We start from the raw sequence: 20048 nt of genomic DNA on the forward strand, positions 1-20048 counted from the left end.
TTGATTTTGGGACAAGGAATTTTTCCGACAAAAAACCCCTCTCGATTTTCCATCGAAAGGGGTTAGAAAGATTTATTTATTATTTTGCATATTCCACTGCACGCGTTTCACGAATGACTGTCACTTTAATGTGACCTGGATAATCCAGTTCTTCTTCAATTCGTTTTCTGATGTCACGTGCTAAGCGATGTGATGCTAAGTCGTCGATTTTTTCAGGTTGAACGATAATTCGGATTTCGCGTCCTGCTTGGATAGCGTAGGATTTTTCTACACCTTCATAGGACTCTGAAATCTCTTCAAGTTTTTGAAGACGGCGAATGTAGTTTTCTAGCGTTTCACTACGTGCACCAGGTCTTGCAGCTGAAAGTGCATCGGCTGCAGCAACGATGACAGAGATAACCGAAGTTGGTTCTGAATCACCGTGGTGAGATGCGATCGAGTTAATAACGACTGGGTGCTCTTTGTACTTCGTAGCAAGTTCGACACCAATTTCTACGTGACTTCCTTCTACTTCGTGGTCAATGGCTTTCCCAATATCGTGTAGTAATCCCGCACGTTTTGCTAACGTTACATCTTCACCTAGCTCTGCAGCAAGTAAACCTGCTAAGTGCGCCACTTCAATGGAGTGTTTTAACACGTTTTGGCCATAGCTTGTACGATATTTCATACGTCCTAAGATCTTCATTAAATCAGGATGTAAGTTGTGAATGCCCACTTCGAATGTCGTTTGTTCACCTGTTTCACGGATCTGCTCGTCCATTTCGCGACGTGATTTTTCCACCATTTCCTCGATACGAGCTGGGTGGATACGGCCATCTGATACTAGTTTTTCAAGTGCAAGACGGGCTGTTTCACGACGGATTGGGTCAAATCCAGATAAGATCACCGCTTCTGGCGTATCATCGATGATTAGATCGATACCAGTAAGGGTTTCAAGTGTACGAATGTTACGACCTTCACGACCGATGATACGGCCTTTCATTTCGTCATTCGGTAGGTTTACAACGGATACAGTTGTTTCAGCAACGTGATCAGCTGCAAATCGTTGTAGGGCAAGTGATAAAATTTCTCGTGCTTTCTTGTCAGATTCTTCTTTGGCACGTGTTTCTGCTTCTTTTGTCATTAAGGCAATGTCCGTTGAAATTTCTTTTTCAACTTCTTTGATAATGATGTTTTTCGCTTCTTCACGTGTTAAAGCTGCAATACGCTCAAGCTCTGATTTTTGCGCGTTCACGAGCTCCTCCACTTTACTCTCCATCTGTTCAATATGCTGTTGTCTTTCGGCTAGAGTTTCTTCTTTCCGCTCTAAGCTCGATTCCCTCTTGTTAAGAGCATCATCCTTGCGATCAAGATTTTCTTCTCTTTGCAATAACCGGTTTTCTTGTTTCTGAAGCTCATTCCGGCGTTCACGGATGTCCTTTTCTGCTTCAGTACGAAGTCTGTGAGTTTCATCTTTTGCTTCTAGTAGTGCTTCTTTTTTCAGCGTTTCCGCATCTCGTTTAGCTTCATCAATGATGAGACTAGCCGTGTGTTTAGCACCATTCACGTTTGATTCATTCACTTTTTTCATATAGAAATAGATAACAGCGGCACCGACAGCGAATCCAAGCAAAGCGGAGATAATTAGTTCAAACATTTGAACACCTCCATTGCTTATTTCATTTCATTTTCAGTCGGCTATATATTGATGTACTTCTACGTTCGAATCGAATCGGAATAGTCCGGATTGAAACGGTTGGATCGAATTTGATAGATATCAATCTCCGGGTAGATTAGGGCGCGTCGCATGTGCTGTGCGATAGACGCGGTGACGCGAGCAACGCTTGTGTGCGATGCAATGTCTAATCGGAGTAAACAATCCTACTGCAAATCAACATACTGCCTATTTCATTTCAAAAATTAAGAAATTATACAACTTTAATTGTATAGTTCCACTTTTCGTCTGTCAAGGATTGCTACAGCTAGCGGTTCCTACTAATTTCGTTAATTTTTCGAGAATTGTAGCACCGTTGGAAAAAATATGGTGATGGGGCTGGTAAATTTTATGATTTCGGAAGTGAATTAGGTCCTTACAATAATTTGGGTGACCTGGAACCAGCATTTCCTACTAACTTTCGTGATTTCGGGTGAAAAATAGCATCCTTGCAGAAAACTACGGAATTACGGCTAGCAGTTCCCGTAAATTTTGTTATTTTCGGGACAGCTAGCGTTTATTACTAGCTTCAGTAATTTCAGGTGTAAAATAGCATCCTTGCAAAAAATTATGGACGAGGAACCACTAAAATATTCCTATTCAGTAGTATTATTGTTAGTTTTGGGGGGATTTATGCATATGGGTACTCTCTGTGTTACCTTTGAGGATTCGTTTGAGTGGATTTGGGCACATAGGTGTTCTCTATGTTACTTTTTTCAGTTTCATTGAATGCTTTCGGGCACATAGAGGCGTTCTATGTTACTTTTTTGGGTTAGGTTGGAGTCTTCGGGGCATATAAGATCACCTTTTTGGACAGTTCATCTACTTTTTCATTCTCTTTTGTCCATTATCCTATCATTAATGGACAGTCCATCCGCTTTCTCAGCCCCTTTTGTCCATTATCCTATCATTAATGGACAGTTCACCCGATTTTTCATTCTCTTTTGTCCATTATCCAATCATTAATAGACAGTTCACTCAATTTTTCAGCCCCTTTTGTCCATTATCCTATCATTAATGGACAGTTCACCCAATTTTTAGGATCCTTTTGTCCATTATCCTATCATTAATGGACAATTCATCCGCTTTCTCAGCCCCTTTTGTCCATTATCCTATCATTAATGGACAGTTCACCCGATTTTTCATTCTCTTTTGTCCATTATCCTATCATTAATAGACAGTTCACTCAATTTTTCAGCCCCTTTTGTCCATTATCCTATCATTAATGGACAGTTCACCCGATTTTTAGGATCCTTTTGTCCATTATCCTATCATTAATGGACAATTCATCCGATTTTTCAGCCCCTTTTGTCCATTATCCTATCATTAATGGACAATTCATCCGATTTTTCAGCCCCTTTTGTCCATTATCCTATCATTAATGGACAATACATCCGTTTTCTCAGCCCCTTTTGTCCATTATCCTTCATTAATGGACAGTTCATTCGATTTATTAGCTCCTTTTGTCCATTAAACCTTTATTAATGGACAGTTCATTCGATTTTTCAGTTCTTTTTGTCCATTAACCTATCTATAATGGTCGACTCAATCTACTTTTCAATCCTTTTCGGCCATTAACTTAACGGACTTCCAATCATTTATTTAATGATATTTCCGAAGTAATTCTTACTCAAATCTTTCCCTCGCCATTTCCTCCACCACCCGATGGCTTTCCACCATCTCCCTGCAGTCCTCTTGATCTGCCAACATAATTTCGTAAATATAATCTTTTTCTAATATAAAAGGTAAAATACGAGGGAAATCGATTCGGCCATGGCCGACCGTTAACGAATCATGTCTTTCACCCAGGCTATCGACAACATGGTAATATCGCACGTGATTTTGTAATAGCTCCACAGTTTTGTAAAGGGCATCATTGTCTCCACCCAAACTAATAAACGCATGGCTGACGTCGAAGCATAATTTTAGAGGAGTATCTACTATTAAATTTGCTAAAGTAAAATCATTTCGGAAAGCCCCGACACCTCTTATGCCATTTTCCCAAAGGATGCGACCTTTCCCGTATTTCTCATCGAAGTCAATCGTCCTAGAAATCGTATGGATTAGACTTTTCTTATCGGCCACTTCATGTTCAACAATCATTTGATTTTCCAATCTACCATAATTCCAATGTACAACCGCGTAACAATCATAGCGCTCGCAAATATCGACGAGGATACGGGTGGACAACTTTAAAAAATCCCCAGCAACAGAAAGGCTATCATTGATATGCAAAAGTTTTCCTTGAATAGCCATTGGGTGATGTAAATATACCCGAATCTCACGCTCACGTAATTTCAAAATGGCGGATTCCAAGTTTTTCAAGCCCTCACCAAACAAATCATCTTCCACTAAATGAAACTCATATATACCAATTCCCTTTTGAGATAAGCGATTTTCAATTTGCTTCGGATCGGTAGAACCTTTCAAACCTAATTTGAGCGACCTCAATTTCCCACTCCTCCGAGTTTTCTTGATTCTCTCTATCTTTTGAATGACAGCCGCAAATGTTTTCTTACCATAGTCATTGTACGTGAGGAACTCCGTATTCATATGTAAAATTCATGTAAATAAAAGAAAACCCATCCTCTAAACGAGAATGGGTTGCACTTCGATATTATTTTTCGTCCTCTAATAATAATGCTAATTCTTCTGGCATTTCCTCTTCTTCCTCATCATGGCCAGCGATTGTATACGAACCAGCTACCATACCTAGAGATTCACGGATTTTGCCTTCGATTTCATGTTGAATTGCAGGGTTTTCTTTTAAGAATTGTTTTACGTTCTCACGGCCTTGACCGATACGTTCTTCACCGTATGAATACCAAGAACCGCTCTTTTGAATGATGTCATATTCTGCACCAATATCAACGATTTCCCCAACTTTTGAAATCCCTTCACCGTACATAATATCAACTTCAGCTGTACGGAATGGAGGAGCCACTTTGTTTTTAACAACTTTAATTTTTGTTTTGTTACCAACCATGTCGCTGCCTTGCTTAATTGTTTCAGCACGACGAACTTCTAAACGAACAGAAGAGTAGAATTTTAGTGCGCGTCCACCAGGTGTTGTTTCAGGGTTACCGAACATAACTCCGATTTTTTCACGAACTTGGTTGATGAAGATTGCTAATGTATTAGACTTGTTAATAACACCGCCAAGTTTACGTAATGCTTGAGACATTAAACGAGCTTGTAGACCCATGTGAGAGTCACCCATTTCGCCTTCAATTTCAGCTTTCGGAACTAAAGCAGCAACTGAGTCAACTACGATTACGTCGATTGCACCACTACGTACTAATGCTTCTGCGATTTCAAGTGCTTGTTCTCCAGTGTCTGGTTGAGATAAAATAAGTTCATCAATATTTACACCAAGTTTTTGTGCGTATACAGGGTCAAGAGCATGCTCTGCATCGATGAAAGCTGCTTGTCCACCTTTTTTCTGTGCTTCAGCAATTGCATGTAACGCAACAGTCGTTTTACCAGAAGATTCAGGTCCGTAAATTTCAATAATTCTTCCTTTTGGATATCCACCAACACCAAGTGCAGCATCAAGGGCTAAAGATCCACTTGAAATTGTTTCAACTTGAAGATCCGCTCTTTCGCCAAGTTTCATGATGGAACCTTTACCGAATTGTTTTTCAATTTGTTTTAACGCCATATCTAAGGCCGCTTTACGATCGCTCAAAAAATTTCCTCCTCTAAATGAAAATCACTCTGTTTTTCTTATGTCTCTACTATACTTCTTTTTTGAGAAACTTTCAAGAAAAAACCGAACATATTTTCGATTTTGAGCCAAGTTAATTTTTTGAATGCTGAACTGGCCATTAAATTTAACTTTTCAGGGGATGTTTGGAAGTTTCCTAGATTAATGCTATTGGGGGATGCTTTATGCGGAATTTATTTTTATTACTTGTAGTTGCCACGTTGTCTATTTTAACTGGCTGTTCAATGAATGAAAACATTGAAACTGAAGATTCTTTTGATGAAATTAGAAAAATCGCTTGGGATTTTGTTAAAGAACAAGGATGGGGCACTACTTCTGATGGAGAATGGCAAAGTGCGGAAGTACAAGAAATAATAATGAAAGATCATTTCGAAATCTTGGATCTTTCATACAACGGAAGAACAGTTTTAAAAGTAACTTTTATCGATCGGGCTGATGCGTTGGTTAGTACACCCGTAATTCTTATCGCCCCTGACACTGGTCAAGTGGTAGGTTATTTACTTGGTGAATAAAATTAAAAAATCAAGACATTCAACGGGATAAGAACGTTGAATGTCTTTTTTATTATTAAGTGAATAATAACTACATAAATCGATGCTATGTCCGAAAAGCGTATATAAACCCGACATTTCATAGTTAGTAGGACAATTTTATCACACCATATAGTAAATTAGTATTGTAATATAACTGGGTTGAATATAAAGTATTATTATTCTAGGAATAATATTCTATATTGAAAAGATAAGGAGCAAGTAAAATGAAAAAGGCATTTATTTTTCCAACTATTATTATTCTCTTTTTAGCTGCCTGTTCAAGTGAACAACCTGAAGAGAGTATTACTAATGTTTCTCCGACAATCGAAGAGGAAGTGGAAGAAGTACAAGAAGAACGCTTGGATTGGTTAGGTTTGTCTGACGAAGAAAAGATTAAAATCGTTGAAGAAGAATTAGAGACAATTGGTTATGGGGGTTACCCTGTTGAAGAGATTATTGAAAAATTAGATGAAAGATACGAAAGTGGTCCGGATCTAGACTTTCATTTCCCTGATACTTTTGCAAGTATTATAGATTATGAGTTTAAAGAAATGAAAATGGTTAGTTGGGGACAACAATACGGAGATGACTACTTTGCAGAAGATGATGAACACCATATTAAACATGTAATAGAAGATAACGAGAATGTATATGTTATTCATGGATTCAACGATTTTAGAAGTTTATTCTATTCAGTTGCGAAAGATGGGTATTGGGAAGAAAGGGATGTTCCATTATTTGCTAACGATATCCTTCCAAATGCTATTAGAAATGCAGGATTAAACCCTGAATCCTATGATTTTTTCAAAGTGAAAGTAGTTTACCATAATAATCATATTTATACATTAGTACGTGACAAAGCCTATATGGATAAAAATAATATACTTATAGACTTTGTGATGAGTGAATCTGGAGTTGTAGAAAACGGTATAACGCAGGGAGTGGCATATGATCCTACATTCTTAATAACGAACAAAGGGAAACTAGCATTGCTTAAAGGTCATGGTGAGGAAGTTGGCATTTTTTATGTGGAAGATCTAACAACACCAATTAAGACCTTTACGCCAACACATGATTTTTCAAGTCGTTTAGCACTTTCTACAAATACAGTGGACAATGTTTATTATGTTGAAGATAGTGGATTAATGTATACAGGTGATTCAAGTCTATACATATTAGATACTAACAATGGACAACCAGTATGGGATTCGTTTGGTCAAGAATATGAGTATGACTTTAATGTTCGAAAAAACCTTATTGATTTTATCACAGAAGACCGCTTTTTATTCGTAAATGAAAAGACAGATACGATTACCATTCACGATACTAATCTAGCGATAAAAGGGGAAGAAATTGATATTCCCTTCGATATACGTACTGGAAGTATAAGACCTGAATTTTGGTTCACTTCTAACGATACAGAGTTTACCATTTGGAATAAAATACGTTACCAAGGTAAATCATCCCTTCAATTTGTAAAGATTCGAAAAGGAATTGACTACTTCGTACCTAGCGATGTTTCGTCTGACGGAATCTAACATTTATTAACGATATAAACTACTCTGAAAAAACTTTCAGAGTGGTTTTTAATTATTCAATTTGATGCAAAAGAAAAGACATTACAAAGATTTGATGTAATGTCTTTCTAGAATATCTAAACTCTCTTATAACCCTTCTCTTCCAAAAGCCTCATTAAATAACTACACGCATACTTCACCGCGCGTAATCGATTCGTGTTACGCATACCAGAAAGCTCGAGTTTACGTGTAACTGGCTCGTCGTCACCAATGGCAAAGCCAATCCAAATTGTTCCAGCTGGTTGTTCATCGTGCGGATCAGGACCCGCAGCACCTGTTAGGCCGATGCCGATATCAGTGCAGAACTTCTTGCGCACGTTCGCTGCCATCGCTCCCGCGCATTCGCTACTCACTACCCCGAATTGATCCAATAGCACTTGATCAATACCAAGTTGGTTAACCTTTGCTTCCTCTGTATAAGTAACAACGCCACCAACTAACGTTCCGCTAACACCTGAGATTTCCGCCAACTCCGATTGGAAAAGGCCTGCAGTTAAGCTTTCCGCAGCAGATATCGTCAGTCCATTGTGCAACAGCATTTCTACCGTTTTTGAGGTTAATGAATCATCATCCACACCGTATTGATATTTTCCTACGATAGCTTGAATTTCTGTTTTTTTCGCGTGGATTAATTTCCATGCTTCTTCTTCTGTTTGCGCTTTGGCGGTGATTCTTAGCGTCACTTCCCCGTCGGAAGCAAGAGGCGCTACAGTTGGGTTTGTTTGATTGTCCAATATATCTTGAACTTGCACTTCAAGTTCAGCTTCCCCAATGCCGTAGAATCTTAGTACATGCGACACGATCATGCCGTCGTCGCTAACTTTTTTCGCAAGCAGAGGTTTTGCTTCAAACTGGAACATTGGCTCGATTTCTTTTGGCGGTCCAGGTAGCAACATATAAATGCGATCATTATGCTCCAAAAACATTCCTGGTGCCATACCGTTATGATTCGCAAGGACTTTGCAACCTTCTAGGACAAGGGCTTGTTTTTTATTATTCTCAGTCATCGTGCGCCCGTACTTCGCGAAAAACTCCTCGATATATGTAAGCGCTTCGTGGTCAAAAACGAGTGGCAAACCTAAATGATTGGCAATCGTTTCTTTTGTCAGGTCGTCTTTTGTAGGGCCCAGACCACCAGAGAATATAATTAAATCCGCTCGCTCTTCAGCAATTTTGATTGCATCTTGCAAACGACTTCCGTTATCCCCAACTACTGTATGGAAATAAACATTAATGCCTAACTCAGAAAGTTGGCTAGAAATAAATTTCGCATTTGTATTGGCAATTTGCCCAAGCAACAATTCAGACCCCACTGCAATGATTTCCGCATTCATCTATGTAACCTCGCTTTTATTGGAATTTATTTTCATTATAACTGATTGTATATATTACTGAGGTATGGAAGGTTTCATTCTTAAAAAAAATACGGGATTTCCTAGGAAATCCCGCTACTGTTATTTCGAATTCACAAATATTTTTCGGTTCACCCAGAAGTAATTCCAACCTGACCAGATTGTGAAGATAAGTGCGATATATAACATAATCATGTCTAATGGAATGCCGAATTGCACGAAGATTGTGTTGTGTAAAAGCAGTAAAGAGATGGCTACAATTTGTGCCCAAGTTTTAATTTTCCCTAGGTTACTTGCAGCAACAACTTCTCCACCTTCAGCAGCAAGAATTGCACGTAAACCTGTAACCGCAAATTCACGGCTTAGAATAACAATGATAATCCAGCTCGGAGCGTATCCAAGTTCAACTAATACAATGAATGCAGCGGACACTAATAATTTATCAGCTAGAGGATCAAGGAATTTCCCTAAGTTGGTTACGAGGTTGTATTTTCTCGCGAAGTGGCCGTCGATCCAATCTGTACAAGACGCAATAATAAAAATTAACGCCCCTACAAAATGTTCCACGGGCATTTCAGCACCAAATAGTGTCATCGTGCCCCAGCCAAAGTCATTAATCATAACAATGACAAAGATTGGGATTAAGATAATCCGTGAAATTGTTATTTTATTTGGTAAATTCATACATAAAAACACCTTTCCAATTGAAAGAAAAGCGGCTGTCCAGAAAATTTTCTGCACAGCCTTTTCTAACTTCCTTACTTTAAGTAGTTGTTGATGAATAAGCAATGCTGACACGTGAGTATTTTTTAGTATCGGCAAGTGGTAATGAACAGCGATTGTGAATGGATATATTTTACTCTATAGACAAGTATAGCACTTCTATGAGACATTCCGTACGAGATTTTCATTCGTTTTGTCCCATAGAGCCTTTCTATGAGACACTTCGTACACGATTTTCACTCGTTTTGTCCCGTAGAGCCCTTCTATGAGACACTTCGTACGCAATTTCCACTCGTTTTGTCCCGTAGAGCCCGTCTATGAGACATTTCGCACACAATTTTCACCGGTTTTGTCCCATAGAGCCCTTCTATAAGACACTTCGTACACGATTTTCACTCGTTTTGTCCCATAGAGCCCTTCTATAAGACATTTCGTACACGATTTTCACTCGTTTTGTCCCATAGAGCCCTTCTATGAGACATTCCGTACGAGATTTTCTCTCGTTTTGTCCCGTAGAGCCCTTCTATAAGACATTTAAAACCGGTTTTCCACCTGTTTTGTCCCATAGAGCCCTGCTATTGGACAGTTTAGACTGTTTTTCCACCTGTTTTGTCCGTTATAACCCGCTTTATGGACATTTCAGACTGTTTTCCAATCCGTTTTGTCCATTATAACCGTCTTAATGGACAGTTCAGACCGTTTTCGAACTCGTTTTGTCCATTATAACCCTCTTAATGGACAGTTCAGACCGTTTTCCAACCCGTTTTGTCCATTATAACCCTCTTAATGGACAGTTCAGTCTACTTTTCAATCCATTTTGTCCATTATCACTCACATAATGGACAAATCAACCGCTTTTCCAACCCGTTTTGTCCATTATAACCCTCTTTATGGACATTACAGACCGTTTTCCAACCCATTTTGTCCATTATCACTCACATAATGGACAAATCACCCGCTTTTCTAGCACCTATTGTCCATTATAACCCAGTTAATGGACAGTTCAGCCAGTTTTCCTGACCAAACTGTCCATTAATCACACAATCCTACTACTGTGCTGCTTCCTCACCAAACTGAATCACAATGTTCTGCGTGCTTTTTCCTCGGTCTTGAGGATTTTGTACGTAAACAAGTTCTTCGTCGTTCACAAATACTTTTGCATTTCTCGCGTCACCAAGGCGGATACGTGCATAAGCATTTGTCGTTGCATCGAATATTACTTCTTCACCAGATTTGTAAACGCGATCTGGAATTTGCTCCGCACCAGTTGCATTTCTGATACCTACCCAAGTGTCACCGGAAATAACAATTCGAAGATTCATCGTTTCTGAACCTGTCAGTGTGTAATTCGTTGTCACACCATCTGCTTGAACTTCACCAGCAGAGATTGTTTGCTTCACTTCAGGCTCTTCTTCTTCATCCACTTGTTCGTCCGTTCCCGTTCCCTCTTCATCAGTAGTTTCTCCGTTAGCGCCGCCTGCAGAACCGCCTTCGCCTTCTTCGTCATCTTGATTAACTGGCGGAGTTGGTTTTTGATCGTATTCAAATTGCGATTGTTCAATTTTTTCTTGTTCAGGAGTATTTTGAACTTTTTGAGAGTAAAGGAACCAAATCACTGCGATAATCACAATAATAAATAATGCCACTATAAATTTTGGAGCTGTTTCCATTACTTTTCCTGAATTTCTTGAAGTTCTACGAGATGGAGTATAAGGTACAGCTTGCGTTACCTCATCCGGATTTGTTTTCGGGACTTCCGTTTTATATTGTTCTAGAAGTTCTTCTGACTTTAAACCTACTGCTTCTGCATATTGTTTAATAAATGCGCGCACGTAAAAAGTACCGGGCATAATGGAATAATTGCCTTCTTCGATTCCTACTAAATATCTTTTTTGAATTTTTGTTATTTCTTGCAAATCATCTAAACTGTATCCTTTAGATAACCTCGCTTCTTTTAGCCGAGTACCAAGCTCAGTCACTTTAAACACCTACTTTTTTAAAATTCACTTTGCGTATTTGCCATCCAACTTTTTCGAAACCTGTGGCATCCGCTGGAGACTTAACTTTATACAGGCAGGAAGTGCGATTCTTTTGTCGTACAAAGTTAAAAATTAAATCCACCAAAATGGTCCGATTGCGACATCATTTGATTTTTTTCAAGAATGTCATACGTAATTTCTTCGTTCGGGTCATGTCGTAACTCAATGATATAGTCAAAATCCTCAATACTATATTCTGATAATTGGACAAATAAATCTGGATGTTCGACGACTTTAACTGTTGGCATACTCATAATTTCTCGAACAAGTCTCATGTGACCTTCGTCATTACTACGTCTTGTAACTGCGCCGTCTAGAATAAAAATATTGTTGTCACTAAATTCGTCGCCGATTAATTTATTCCTAACAGTTTGCTTAATCATTGTTGAAGATAAGAAAATCCACTTTTTGTTCGCACAGACACTTGCTGCAACAACGGATTCTGTTTTCCCAACCCTAGGCATACCCCGGATTCCAATCAGTGTATTACCTTTCTTTTTGAATAGTTCAGCCATAAAATCCACTAAAAGTCCAAGCTCGGTACGAATAAATCTGAAAGTACTTTTTTCATCGACATCCCTTGGAATATAACGCCCATGCCTTACAGCTAGCCTATCTCGAATTTTAGGTTCGCGGAATTTCGTAACATTGATATGCTCCATTGTTGAAACAATAGAAATAAATCGTTCAATGGAATCTTCATTTTCAGAATTTAAAAGCATTCCACGACGACCTTCATCGACACCATTAATGGATACAATATTGACTCTAAGCATTCCAAGAAGTGATGCAATATCACCTAATAATCCTGGACGATTCACTTGAATCTCATATTCAAAATACCACTCACTCATATACGCAATCGTCCCCTTACTATTGAAACGAATAATTATATTAATAGTTTCATCATAGCGGATTTTCTATGTATTGAAAAGTTACAAACCGACATAATTTCTGTAAATTTATGAAATAAGTTATTTTTCATGGAAAATGAAAGATTCATAATGTTAAAGGTATAGAAATACCACATCTTATGGAAAAAGAAAAGGAGGACGAGCCTCCTTTTTAATATTGAAACATATGAGGCCTCACATGATTGTGAGTAAGGTTTGAATAATAAATTGTGGCTATGCTGCAAACAGATGTCTACAACTTATACTAATTTTTATCAATATAAATTGAAGAAAATGTTTGATTTTATTGAACTCGACGGTTATTTACGAGTTTAATGATACAGCTTGCCATGGCATGCTTTTCATCGTTGTTAGCGACTCCCCATAAATCAGAAAGTACGCGTTCTTGTTCGTTTTTAGGATCAACGTTTTTTTGCAGGTAGTCACCAATTTGAACAGCTGTTGCTTCAATCACTTTTTTAGACATACCTGTGTTTTCTGCATTATCTACTTGTTGGCCTAAAAACGATGTCCAACGATCCCAGTTTTCTAATAAACCCATTTTTCTCTCCTCCTTTGCACAATTAGTATGAACAAATTTGGAGGTTTATATGTACTAACTTCATTTTGAAAAAGAATTTTGAAAGGTGAATGAATATGGTTCCTTTCAGGCATTGAACCTGCACTTAAATATACCATCCACCATTCACCCGAATGATCTGCCCTGTCACATAATCCGCCTGACCACTCAAATAAAATGCGACCATGTTGGCTACGTCCCGCGCTTCGCCTGCTCGCGCTAGTGGAATTTCTTCGAACAACAGAGAACGTTCCTCATCCGATAAATGGTTATTCATTTCCGTTTCAATAAACCCTGGCGCAATCGCGTTCACACGTATGCGATTAAATGCGACTTCCTTTGCGTAGGACTTAACGAATGCATGTTGGGCACCTTTTACTGCCGAATACACCGCTTCACCAGCAGAACCGGCTTCGCCCCAAATTGAACCTATAAATAAGCAGTAGCTCACGTCATTACTCCGCAACTTTCCGGAAAGCAGCGCCAGCAACCTAATTGGATTTTGCACATGAACATGCCATAATCTGTTCATTTCTTCTACAGGTGTATCTTCTATTAGTCCATAATATGCATGACCACTTGCAAATACAATCGCGTTCAAACTATAAATTTGGGGCGCTAAACTCTCTGCCCCGTTCACATCCGTAAAATCCGACTGAACAGGAATAAACTCTTGATCCACATAATCAAGAGTCAGTTCCTTCATTAAATGTTGAATTTTTTCTTTTCCTTTATTGTAATGCAAATAGAGGGACCATCCGTCTTTTGCTAGCCGATGACAGATGGCACTTCCAATTGCACCTGATGCTCCGAGAACAAGTGCATATTTTTTCATTTCTAAATCGCTCACTTAATGAAATAAATTTGCGAAAGCGACGAGATCCACTTCCACCATCGCTTTCGCAGTTAAAAACTATTTTCGCTCATTTAGAGGTAACACTTTAAACATTGTTTGTTGTGACTCACCTAAAATTGTTTTGAACGCTTCTTTAATATCATCCACCGTTAACTGTTCAATTACAGGCACTGCATCAAACAAGTTCATGTCATTGAATTTATAACGAGTGAATTGGTTGGCAATAAATTCGATTGAGTTTAACGCTCTTAAGAAGAAACCGATTTTTTTACGTTTGATTCGCTCGATTGCCTCAGCAGCAAACACTTCTTCTTTCTCGACTTTATTAATTTGTTCAAACACTAATTCCGCAAACTTATCCGGATCAGCAGTATCTGTTCCGATTAACGCAAATCCAAATCCTTGTTCAAGTGAAAAGTCGTAAACGTAAGATTCATCGATTAAGCCATTCTCATAAACATTTGTGTAGAAGTCTGATGCACGGCCGAATAAACATTCTAATCCAATTTGAACGCACATTTCATGCTTTAGCATTTCTTCTCCACTTAAATTTGTTTCTTTTGCTTTTAACCCAATATACACTTTTGGTTTTTGAACATCCATTTTCATTTCGCGAGATTTATGTGCAACTTCTGTTGGCTCATCTTCAAAATGACGTTCAATTTCTTGCGCATCTTTGAATTCTTTTTTATCTTGATTTTCTTTAATGAACCCAATCATCTCGTCAGGATTTACTGCACCGACCACAAATAACACCATATTTGATGGATGGTAGAACGTATTGTAGCAAGTGTATAAATGCTCAGCTGTAATTTTGTCAATTGATTCCTCAGTACCAGCAATATCGATTTTCACTGGATGGTTGTGGTACATGTTTTCAATCGTTCCAAAATACACACGGTAATCAGGTTGGTCATTGTACATATTTATTTCCTGACCAATAATCCCTTTTTCTTTATTAACCGTTTTTTCAGTAAAGTACGGCTCTTGCACGAAATTCAACAACGTTTCAGTGTTTTTTAACACATTTTCAGTTGAAGAGAATAAATACGCCGTACGCGCAAAAGTAGTGAACGCGTTAGCAGATGCACCATATTCACTAAACTCTTGGAATACATCACCGTGTTCTTTTTCAAACATTTTGTGCTCTAAGAAGTGCGCAATCCCGTCTGGAACAGTGATTACTTCATCTTCATCAAGCGGCTTAAATGTGCGATCCACTGAACCGTATTTCGTCGTAAACGTTACATATGTTTTTGAAAAACCTTTTTTCGGTAAGATGTACACTTCTAAACCGTTCGAAAGTTTTACGTAATATAATGTTTCATCAAGCTGCTTAAACTCAATTGTTTGCATCTTGAGCGCCCTCCTTCCCACTTAAGAAGTACACTGCTTCAAGTTTTAACTGTGACGCCATTTCTTGAAGGTCTTCTTTCGTCACTTTCTTCCAACGCTCTCTCCATTTATCGATAGAAAATTCTTCGCCAAGGTCTTTGTATTGATCATAAATATCAATTTGACCTCGCGCTGAATCTAAAGCTTCTCTTAACTGACTTCCTAGCATCGCCTTTGTTTGATTTAGCTCTAAGTCTGAGATATTGCCATTTTTCATTTCTTCAAGTTGTTCATTGATAACATCGATTGCTTTCTTTTCATTTGAAGGCTCGATACCTGAAACAACGTACACAAGACCGTAATGAGATGAATAAGAACTTGAAGCGTAATAAGCTAAGCTCTCACGTTCGCGCACATTCATGAACAGTTTTGAGTGGGCATAACCACCAAACACCCCATTGAAAATTTGCATTTTTGGATAGTCTTCATCACCAAATTTAATTGGCGTACTATAACCGATATGCAATTTCCCTTGGTTCATATCTTGCTTTTCATTGAAATAATCTTTTTCTGGTTTTGATTCTTCATATTCAGGATATGGAATTGATTCACGATCCTTGAATGTTAAAGCGTTTACAAGTTTTTGTTGAATAGCGTCCACATCCACATCACCTAGGACATAAATGTCGATTTTGTCGTCATTAATCATCGAATGATACGCTTTTGTTAAGCTTTCAGGCGTGATATTTTTCACTTCTTCAATCGTACCGTTTGCCGAAATTGACGCTGGATGATTTGGTCGAATCAATTGCGTTAAGCGTTGGTGCGCATAGCGTGTTTTATCATCAAAAATCGATTGGATACGTTGAATGACCATTTCTTTTTCACGTTCCACAATCGTTGAAATGAATTGATCATTTTCAAAATTCGGGTTGAAAATCGCTGTTTGAATTAAATCAATCACATCATCCAGCACTTTATTTTCCGCTAAATATTGGTCGTTCACCGTTTCAACGTTTAAAACAACCGTGTGATCGTTGGCACGTTTGGATGCATCAAAATACATCACCGTTCCATACAAATCATCTAAATAACTACGAAATTCAGCAGATTTTTTAAACTTTCCATTACTATGTTGCATCACGTTCGATAATACTGAACGTTCCGCAGCATCCTTAACAGTTAAAGGTTTTCTCCACTTTATTGATAAATTCACTGTTTTGAATTGTGTAGATTGTCGGATATGTAGGGAAACGCCCTTTGCAATCTCAATAGTTGAAAACAAAAAAATACCCCTTTCTACTTATATATTGGAATAATTAAATTTGAATGACTTTCGCACTCAGTCGCCAATGGCTTCCTGGCCTAACATCGAAATTGCGAAATATGAATAAATTGTAGATGTTTTCTTCTGCTGGTAAATAATTTTCCAACATCACTAAAAAATAACAATTCATATCACTACTATACATGTCTTATTATGGTTTATGCAAAAATTAATATGTATTCGCACTTCATTCTGTTTATTTTATTCAATTTGAGCAAAGTTAAACTTCACGATGGAGTCTTAATTCTTTTCTAATTAATTCTAACCATTTTCTAATGTTTCTCTCCCTCTTTCCTCATTTTGGTTGGATAGTATGTAGTTAGTAAGCCAAACAAAAGAAATTGGAGGAATTACAAATGAAAAAAATTATTTTAGTACCAGCGTTAATCGGAGTTATGGGAATCGGAGGTCTAATTGCAGTTACAGGGAACAATACTATTAATGCGGAAGCTGAGTCTGTGAATAAATCATATGTTATGGATGACGATAATCAGGTGGTAAAAACAACGGAGCAAACATCAAAACAAGAGCGACTTTCTGCTGAAGCAATTGAAAAGAAAGCTTTAGAAATTGTAAAAGACGGCATTATTAAGGAACTAGAATTTGAAAGAGAAGGAAAATGGAGCTATTTTGAAGTAGAAGTTTTAACAAAAGAAGCTGAATACGAGTTGAAACTAGATGCTTTCACAGGTGAACTATTAGAAAAAGAAATTGATTTCCACGACGACGAAGATGATTACTACGAAGAGCTTTATGATGATCGTTATGATGATTAATTGATAAAACAAGATACTCCATTAGAAAACCGAACTATAACAGTTGATTGTTATAGTTCGGTTTATTTTTTATTGTGGAACTGCGTCAATTCAATACAACTTTCATTACTTTTTTGGAATATTGTCTAGAAACAGTCTCTATCTTGACAACTTAACTCACTTTTCTGAAATTTTGTCTTGATAACGGCTCTTTCTTGACAATCTATCCCACTTATCTGGAATTTGTCTAGATATCCATTCTTCACTTGTGAAATTTACTATATATTCTTTACCGCTTTCTCAATCACCGTATCACCAGACACTAAATCAAACGACTTTCTGAACGTATTCTCCGCCTTTATTACTTCAACGATTGTTTTCGCTACGTCTTCTCGCGGAACTGTACTTCTTTCAAGGTTTTCGGCAATTTGTACCTTTCCAGTACCAGGTTCGTTGAGCAATCCACCTGGGCGGATAATTGTGTAATTTAAATTACTTTGAACGAGCATGCGGTCTGCATAATGTTTCGCAACATAATACGGGATAATTTTTTGATTCCAATTTTCACGATTGTGGGCTTGAAGGGCACTTACCATGATAAAACGATTCGCCCCAACCTTTTCAGCAGCTTCCATTACCTTTACCGCACCATCTAGGTCAATTAGCAAAGTTTTATCGTAACCTGTATGGCCACCTGAACCGGCTGTGAAAACAACCGCATCGCACCCCTTTACCGCTTCAGCAATTTGCTCCACCGTGCCCTCTAGGTTTCCTAAAATAGCTTCAACACCTTGATTTTCATAAGCCTTCAGCTGATCTTCACTGCGCACAAATGCACGTACAGAATACTCACTACTTTCATGTAGTAACTTGACCACTTCTTTTCCGATTTGCCCATTTGCACCAACAATTAAAACTTTCATTTCCTAAACCCCTTTCGAAAATCTATCACTGAATCCCTTTTGTTATAAAAGGAATGACTGATTTAATATATTCTTCAGGCGTTACATTTTGACTGTTTCTTCTCCATTCAACGGAGGCGCCATACAGCCCCCAACTTAACATGACCGCTGCAATCTTTAATGTTTCATTTTCCTTTGCATCATGTTCTTTTGACAGCATTTTATAGAATAAAACCTCCAGCTGATCGCGGATAATTCTTGCAATTGTATCTTCATATCCTCGATGGCATCGGTTTGATAATGACATTTGGAAATTCGTAATTGCTTTAAAAATGCTTATTAGAGATCCTTCATTTAGTTCCTCTTGCTCGTATTCTTCACTTTTCAGGTTGACCAATAACACTTCAGAAAGTGCCTTATCGAGTAAATCGTAAATATCTTCAAAATGATAATAAAATGTAGCCCGATTAATCATCGCTTCTGTTGTAATGTCTTTGACCGTAATATCTTTAAATTCCTTTTTGCTCGATAGGTCAATAAATGTGTCCATAATTAATTTTCTTGTACGAATAATGCGGGGGTCCGTTTTTACTTGATCCATCATCGATCCTCCTACTTCTTCAACAATTTTATGGAAGTGTTGGATATCCAACATTTCCATCATTCTATTGGTTTTGCTATGTTTTATTATCTATTAAACTTCAAGTATAAAGCAAATTAAAGATGCTTTTTTACAAAATAGTAAACAATTGGGAGGAATTTATAATGGTTAAAATCGGTATTCTTACAGGAAGTACTCGTGATTCTCGAGTAAATATTCAGGTTGCAGAGTGGGTAAAGTCTATCGCTGACAAACGTAGCGATGCAGAATATGAATTAATCGATATTAAAGATTACAACTTACCAAAATTTAATGAGCCAATTCCAGCAATCATGTCTCAAGATTACACTGCACCAGAAGCTCATGTTTGGTCGAAGAAAATTAACGAACTTGATGGATTCATCTTCGTAACACCAGAATACAACAAAGGCGTTACATCCGGACTGAAAGATGCAATCGATTATTTATATGTTGAATGGAACAATAAAGCAGCGGGTGTTGTAAGTTACGGTTCTACATTAGGGGTAACAGCTACAAATGACTTACGTTTAATCTTAAGTGTTCCAAAAGTAGCAGTAGTAGGACCTAGTGTGGCAATGAGCTTATTCACAGATTTCAAAGATATGCGAGAGTTCGCTCCAGCACCATTCCATGAAGAAACTTTAAATAAAGTGTTGGATGATGTTGTTGCTTGGTCAACAGCGTTGAAGACAGTTAGAGAAAATGAAAAATTAGTACAGATTGGTTAATCGTGATGAACTCCCTTCATTTGAAGGGAGTTTTTTAGTGCTTCTATGAGACACTTTTCCCAAGTTCCTCCAGATTTTATATCGCAACATCATTTTACGATACACTTTTCCTGAATTCCTTAGAATTCTGTCACGTAAATCCATTTTACGAGACACTTTTTCTGAATTCCTTGGAATTTTGTCCCGTAAATCCATTTTACGAGACGCTTTTTCTGAGTTCCTCCATAATTTGTCCCGTAAATCCATATTACTCTACACTTTTCCCGTGTTCTTCAAAATTTTGTCTCGTAAATCCTATTTGCGTGACACTTTACCCGAATTCCACCAAATTTTGTCACGCTAATTCACTTTGCGTGACACTTTACCCAAGTTCTACGAAATTTTGTCACGTAAATCCACTTTGCGT

Annotated in this window: 17 protein-coding genes; 4 read left to right on the forward strand and 13 right to left on the reverse strand. The window is 37.9% G+C overall.

Annotated elements, in window-relative coordinates:
• Window positions 1-79 precede the first annotated feature (79 nt).
• From rny to recA, 3 genes are all read right to left on the reverse strand, one after another.
• Complete coding sequence (gene rny, locus CRO45_RS08200) at window positions 80-1636, reverse strand: ribonuclease Y (RefSeq protein WP_097149179.1); 1557 nt, start codon at window positions 1634-1636, stop codon at window positions 80-82.
• Between the two features lie 1683 nt (window positions 1637-3319).
• Window positions 3320-4144 (reverse strand): TIM barrel protein, encoded by an 825-nt coding sequence (locus tag CRO45_RS08205; protein ID WP_170949440.1) that lies wholly within the window; start codon window positions 4142-4144, stop codon window positions 3320-3322.
• A gap of 166 nt (window positions 4145-4310) precedes the next feature.
• Entirely contained in the window at window positions 4311-5381 is a 1071-nt protein-coding gene (gene recA, locus CRO45_RS08210; RefSeq protein ID WP_097149181.1) for a recombinase RecA, read from the reverse strand.
• 203 nt (window positions 5382-5584) lie between these two features.
• Here recA and CRO45_RS08215 point away from each other — a divergent pair, with 203 nt between their 5' ends.
• Both CRO45_RS08215 and CRO45_RS08220 read left to right on the forward strand, forming a co-directional pair.
• Window positions 5585-5932 (forward strand): hypothetical protein, encoded by a 348-nt coding sequence (locus tag CRO45_RS08215; protein ID WP_097149182.1) that lies wholly within the window; start codon window positions 5585-5587, stop codon window positions 5930-5932.
• A 245-nt stretch (window positions 5933-6177) separates the two neighbouring features.
• Window positions 6178-7491: a hypothetical protein gene (locus CRO45_RS08220; protein WP_097149183.1), complete on the forward strand. Its 1314-nt coding sequence runs from the start codon at window positions 6178-6180 to the stop codon at window positions 7489-7491.
• A gap of 116 nt (window positions 7492-7607) precedes the next feature.
• Here CRO45_RS08220 and CRO45_RS08225 read toward each other — a convergent pair whose 3' ends face one another.
• From CRO45_RS08225 to yfmF, 8 genes are all read right to left on the reverse strand, one after another.
• Window positions 7608-8864, reverse strand: a complete 1257-nt coding sequence (locus CRO45_RS08225) for a competence/damage-inducible protein A (protein WP_097149184.1) — start codon at window positions 8862-8864, stop codon at window positions 7608-7610.
• A 120-nt stretch (window positions 8865-8984) separates the two neighbouring features.
• Window positions 8985-9566 carry a CDP-diacylglycerol--glycerol-3-phosphate 3-phosphatidyltransferase gene (gene pgsA, locus CRO45_RS08230; protein ID WP_097149185.1) on the reverse strand — a complete coding sequence of 194 codons (582 nt, stop codon included), beginning with the start codon at window positions 9564-9566 and terminating at the stop codon, window positions 8985-8987.
• Between the two features lie 1088 nt (window positions 9567-10654).
• The gene (locus tag CRO45_RS08235) at window positions 10655-11584 is read right to left on the reverse strand and encodes a helix-turn-helix domain-containing protein (RefSeq protein WP_097149186.1); all 930 of its coding nucleotides are present in this window, start codon (window positions 11582-11584) and stop codon (window positions 10655-10657) included.
• A gap of 125 nt (window positions 11585-11709) precedes the next feature.
• The gene (locus CRO45_RS08240; RefSeq protein WP_097149187.1) at window positions 11710-12498 is read right to left on the reverse strand and encodes a DUF3388 domain-containing protein; all 789 of its coding nucleotides are present in this window, start codon (window positions 12496-12498) and stop codon (window positions 11710-11712) included.
• Between the two features lie 343 nt (window positions 12499-12841).
• A complete protein-coding gene (locus CRO45_RS08245) occupies window positions 12842-13099 on the reverse strand; it encodes a DUF3243 domain-containing protein (RefSeq protein WP_097149188.1) in 258 nt (85 codons plus the stop codon).
• Between the two features lie 124 nt (window positions 13100-13223).
• Window positions 13224-13952: an elongation factor P 5-aminopentanone reductase gene (gene ymfI, locus CRO45_RS08250; protein WP_097149189.1), complete on the reverse strand. Its 729-nt coding sequence runs from the start codon at window positions 13950-13952 to the stop codon at window positions 13224-13226.
• Window positions 13953-14030: 78 nt separating this feature from the next.
• On the reverse strand, window positions 14031-15329 hold the full coding sequence (yfmH, locus tag CRO45_RS08255; protein ID WP_097149190.1) for an EF-P 5-aminopentanol modification-associated protein YfmH: 1299 nt from the start codon (window positions 15327-15329) through the stop codon (window positions 14031-14033).
• Window positions 15316-16593 (reverse strand): EF-P 5-aminopentanol modification-associated protein YfmF, encoded by a 1278-nt coding sequence (gene yfmF / locus CRO45_RS08260; RefSeq protein ID WP_097149191.1) that lies wholly within the window; start codon window positions 16591-16593, stop codon window positions 15316-15318. Before yfmF ends, yfmH begins: the two co-directional genes overlap by 14 nt.
• A gap of 398 nt (window positions 16594-16991) precedes the next feature.
• On the opposite strand from yfmF, the gene CRO45_RS08265 reads away from it, so the two are divergent.
• A complete protein-coding gene (locus tag CRO45_RS08265) occupies window positions 16992-17411 on the forward strand; it encodes a PepSY domain-containing protein (protein WP_097149192.1) in 420 nt (139 codons plus the stop codon).
• Between the two features lie 257 nt (window positions 17412-17668).
• Here CRO45_RS08265 and CRO45_RS08270 read toward each other — a convergent pair whose 3' ends face one another.
• Window positions 17669-18313 carry an SDR family oxidoreductase gene (locus CRO45_RS08270; protein WP_097149193.1) on the reverse strand — a complete coding sequence of 215 codons (645 nt, stop codon included), beginning with the start codon at window positions 18311-18313 and terminating at the stop codon, window positions 17669-17671.
• A 25-nt stretch (window positions 18314-18338) separates the two neighbouring features.
• Window positions 18339-18893: a TetR/AcrR family transcriptional regulator gene (locus CRO45_RS08275; RefSeq protein WP_097149194.1), complete on the reverse strand. Its 555-nt coding sequence runs from the start codon at window positions 18891-18893 to the stop codon at window positions 18339-18341.
• 164 nt (window positions 18894-19057) lie between these two features.
• Between CRO45_RS08275 and CRO45_RS08280 the strand changes: the two genes are divergently transcribed.
• Complete coding sequence (locus CRO45_RS08280) at window positions 19058-19642, forward strand: NADPH-dependent FMN reductase (RefSeq protein ID WP_097149195.1); 585 nt, start codon at window positions 19058-19060, stop codon at window positions 19640-19642.
• The last annotated feature ends 406 nt before the right edge of the window (window positions 19643-20048 follow it).

Source organism: Ureibacillus acetophenoni, from assembly GCF_900220965.1.
GTDB lineage: Bacteria > Bacillota > Bacilli > Bacillales_A > Planococcaceae > Ureibacillus > Ureibacillus acetophenoni.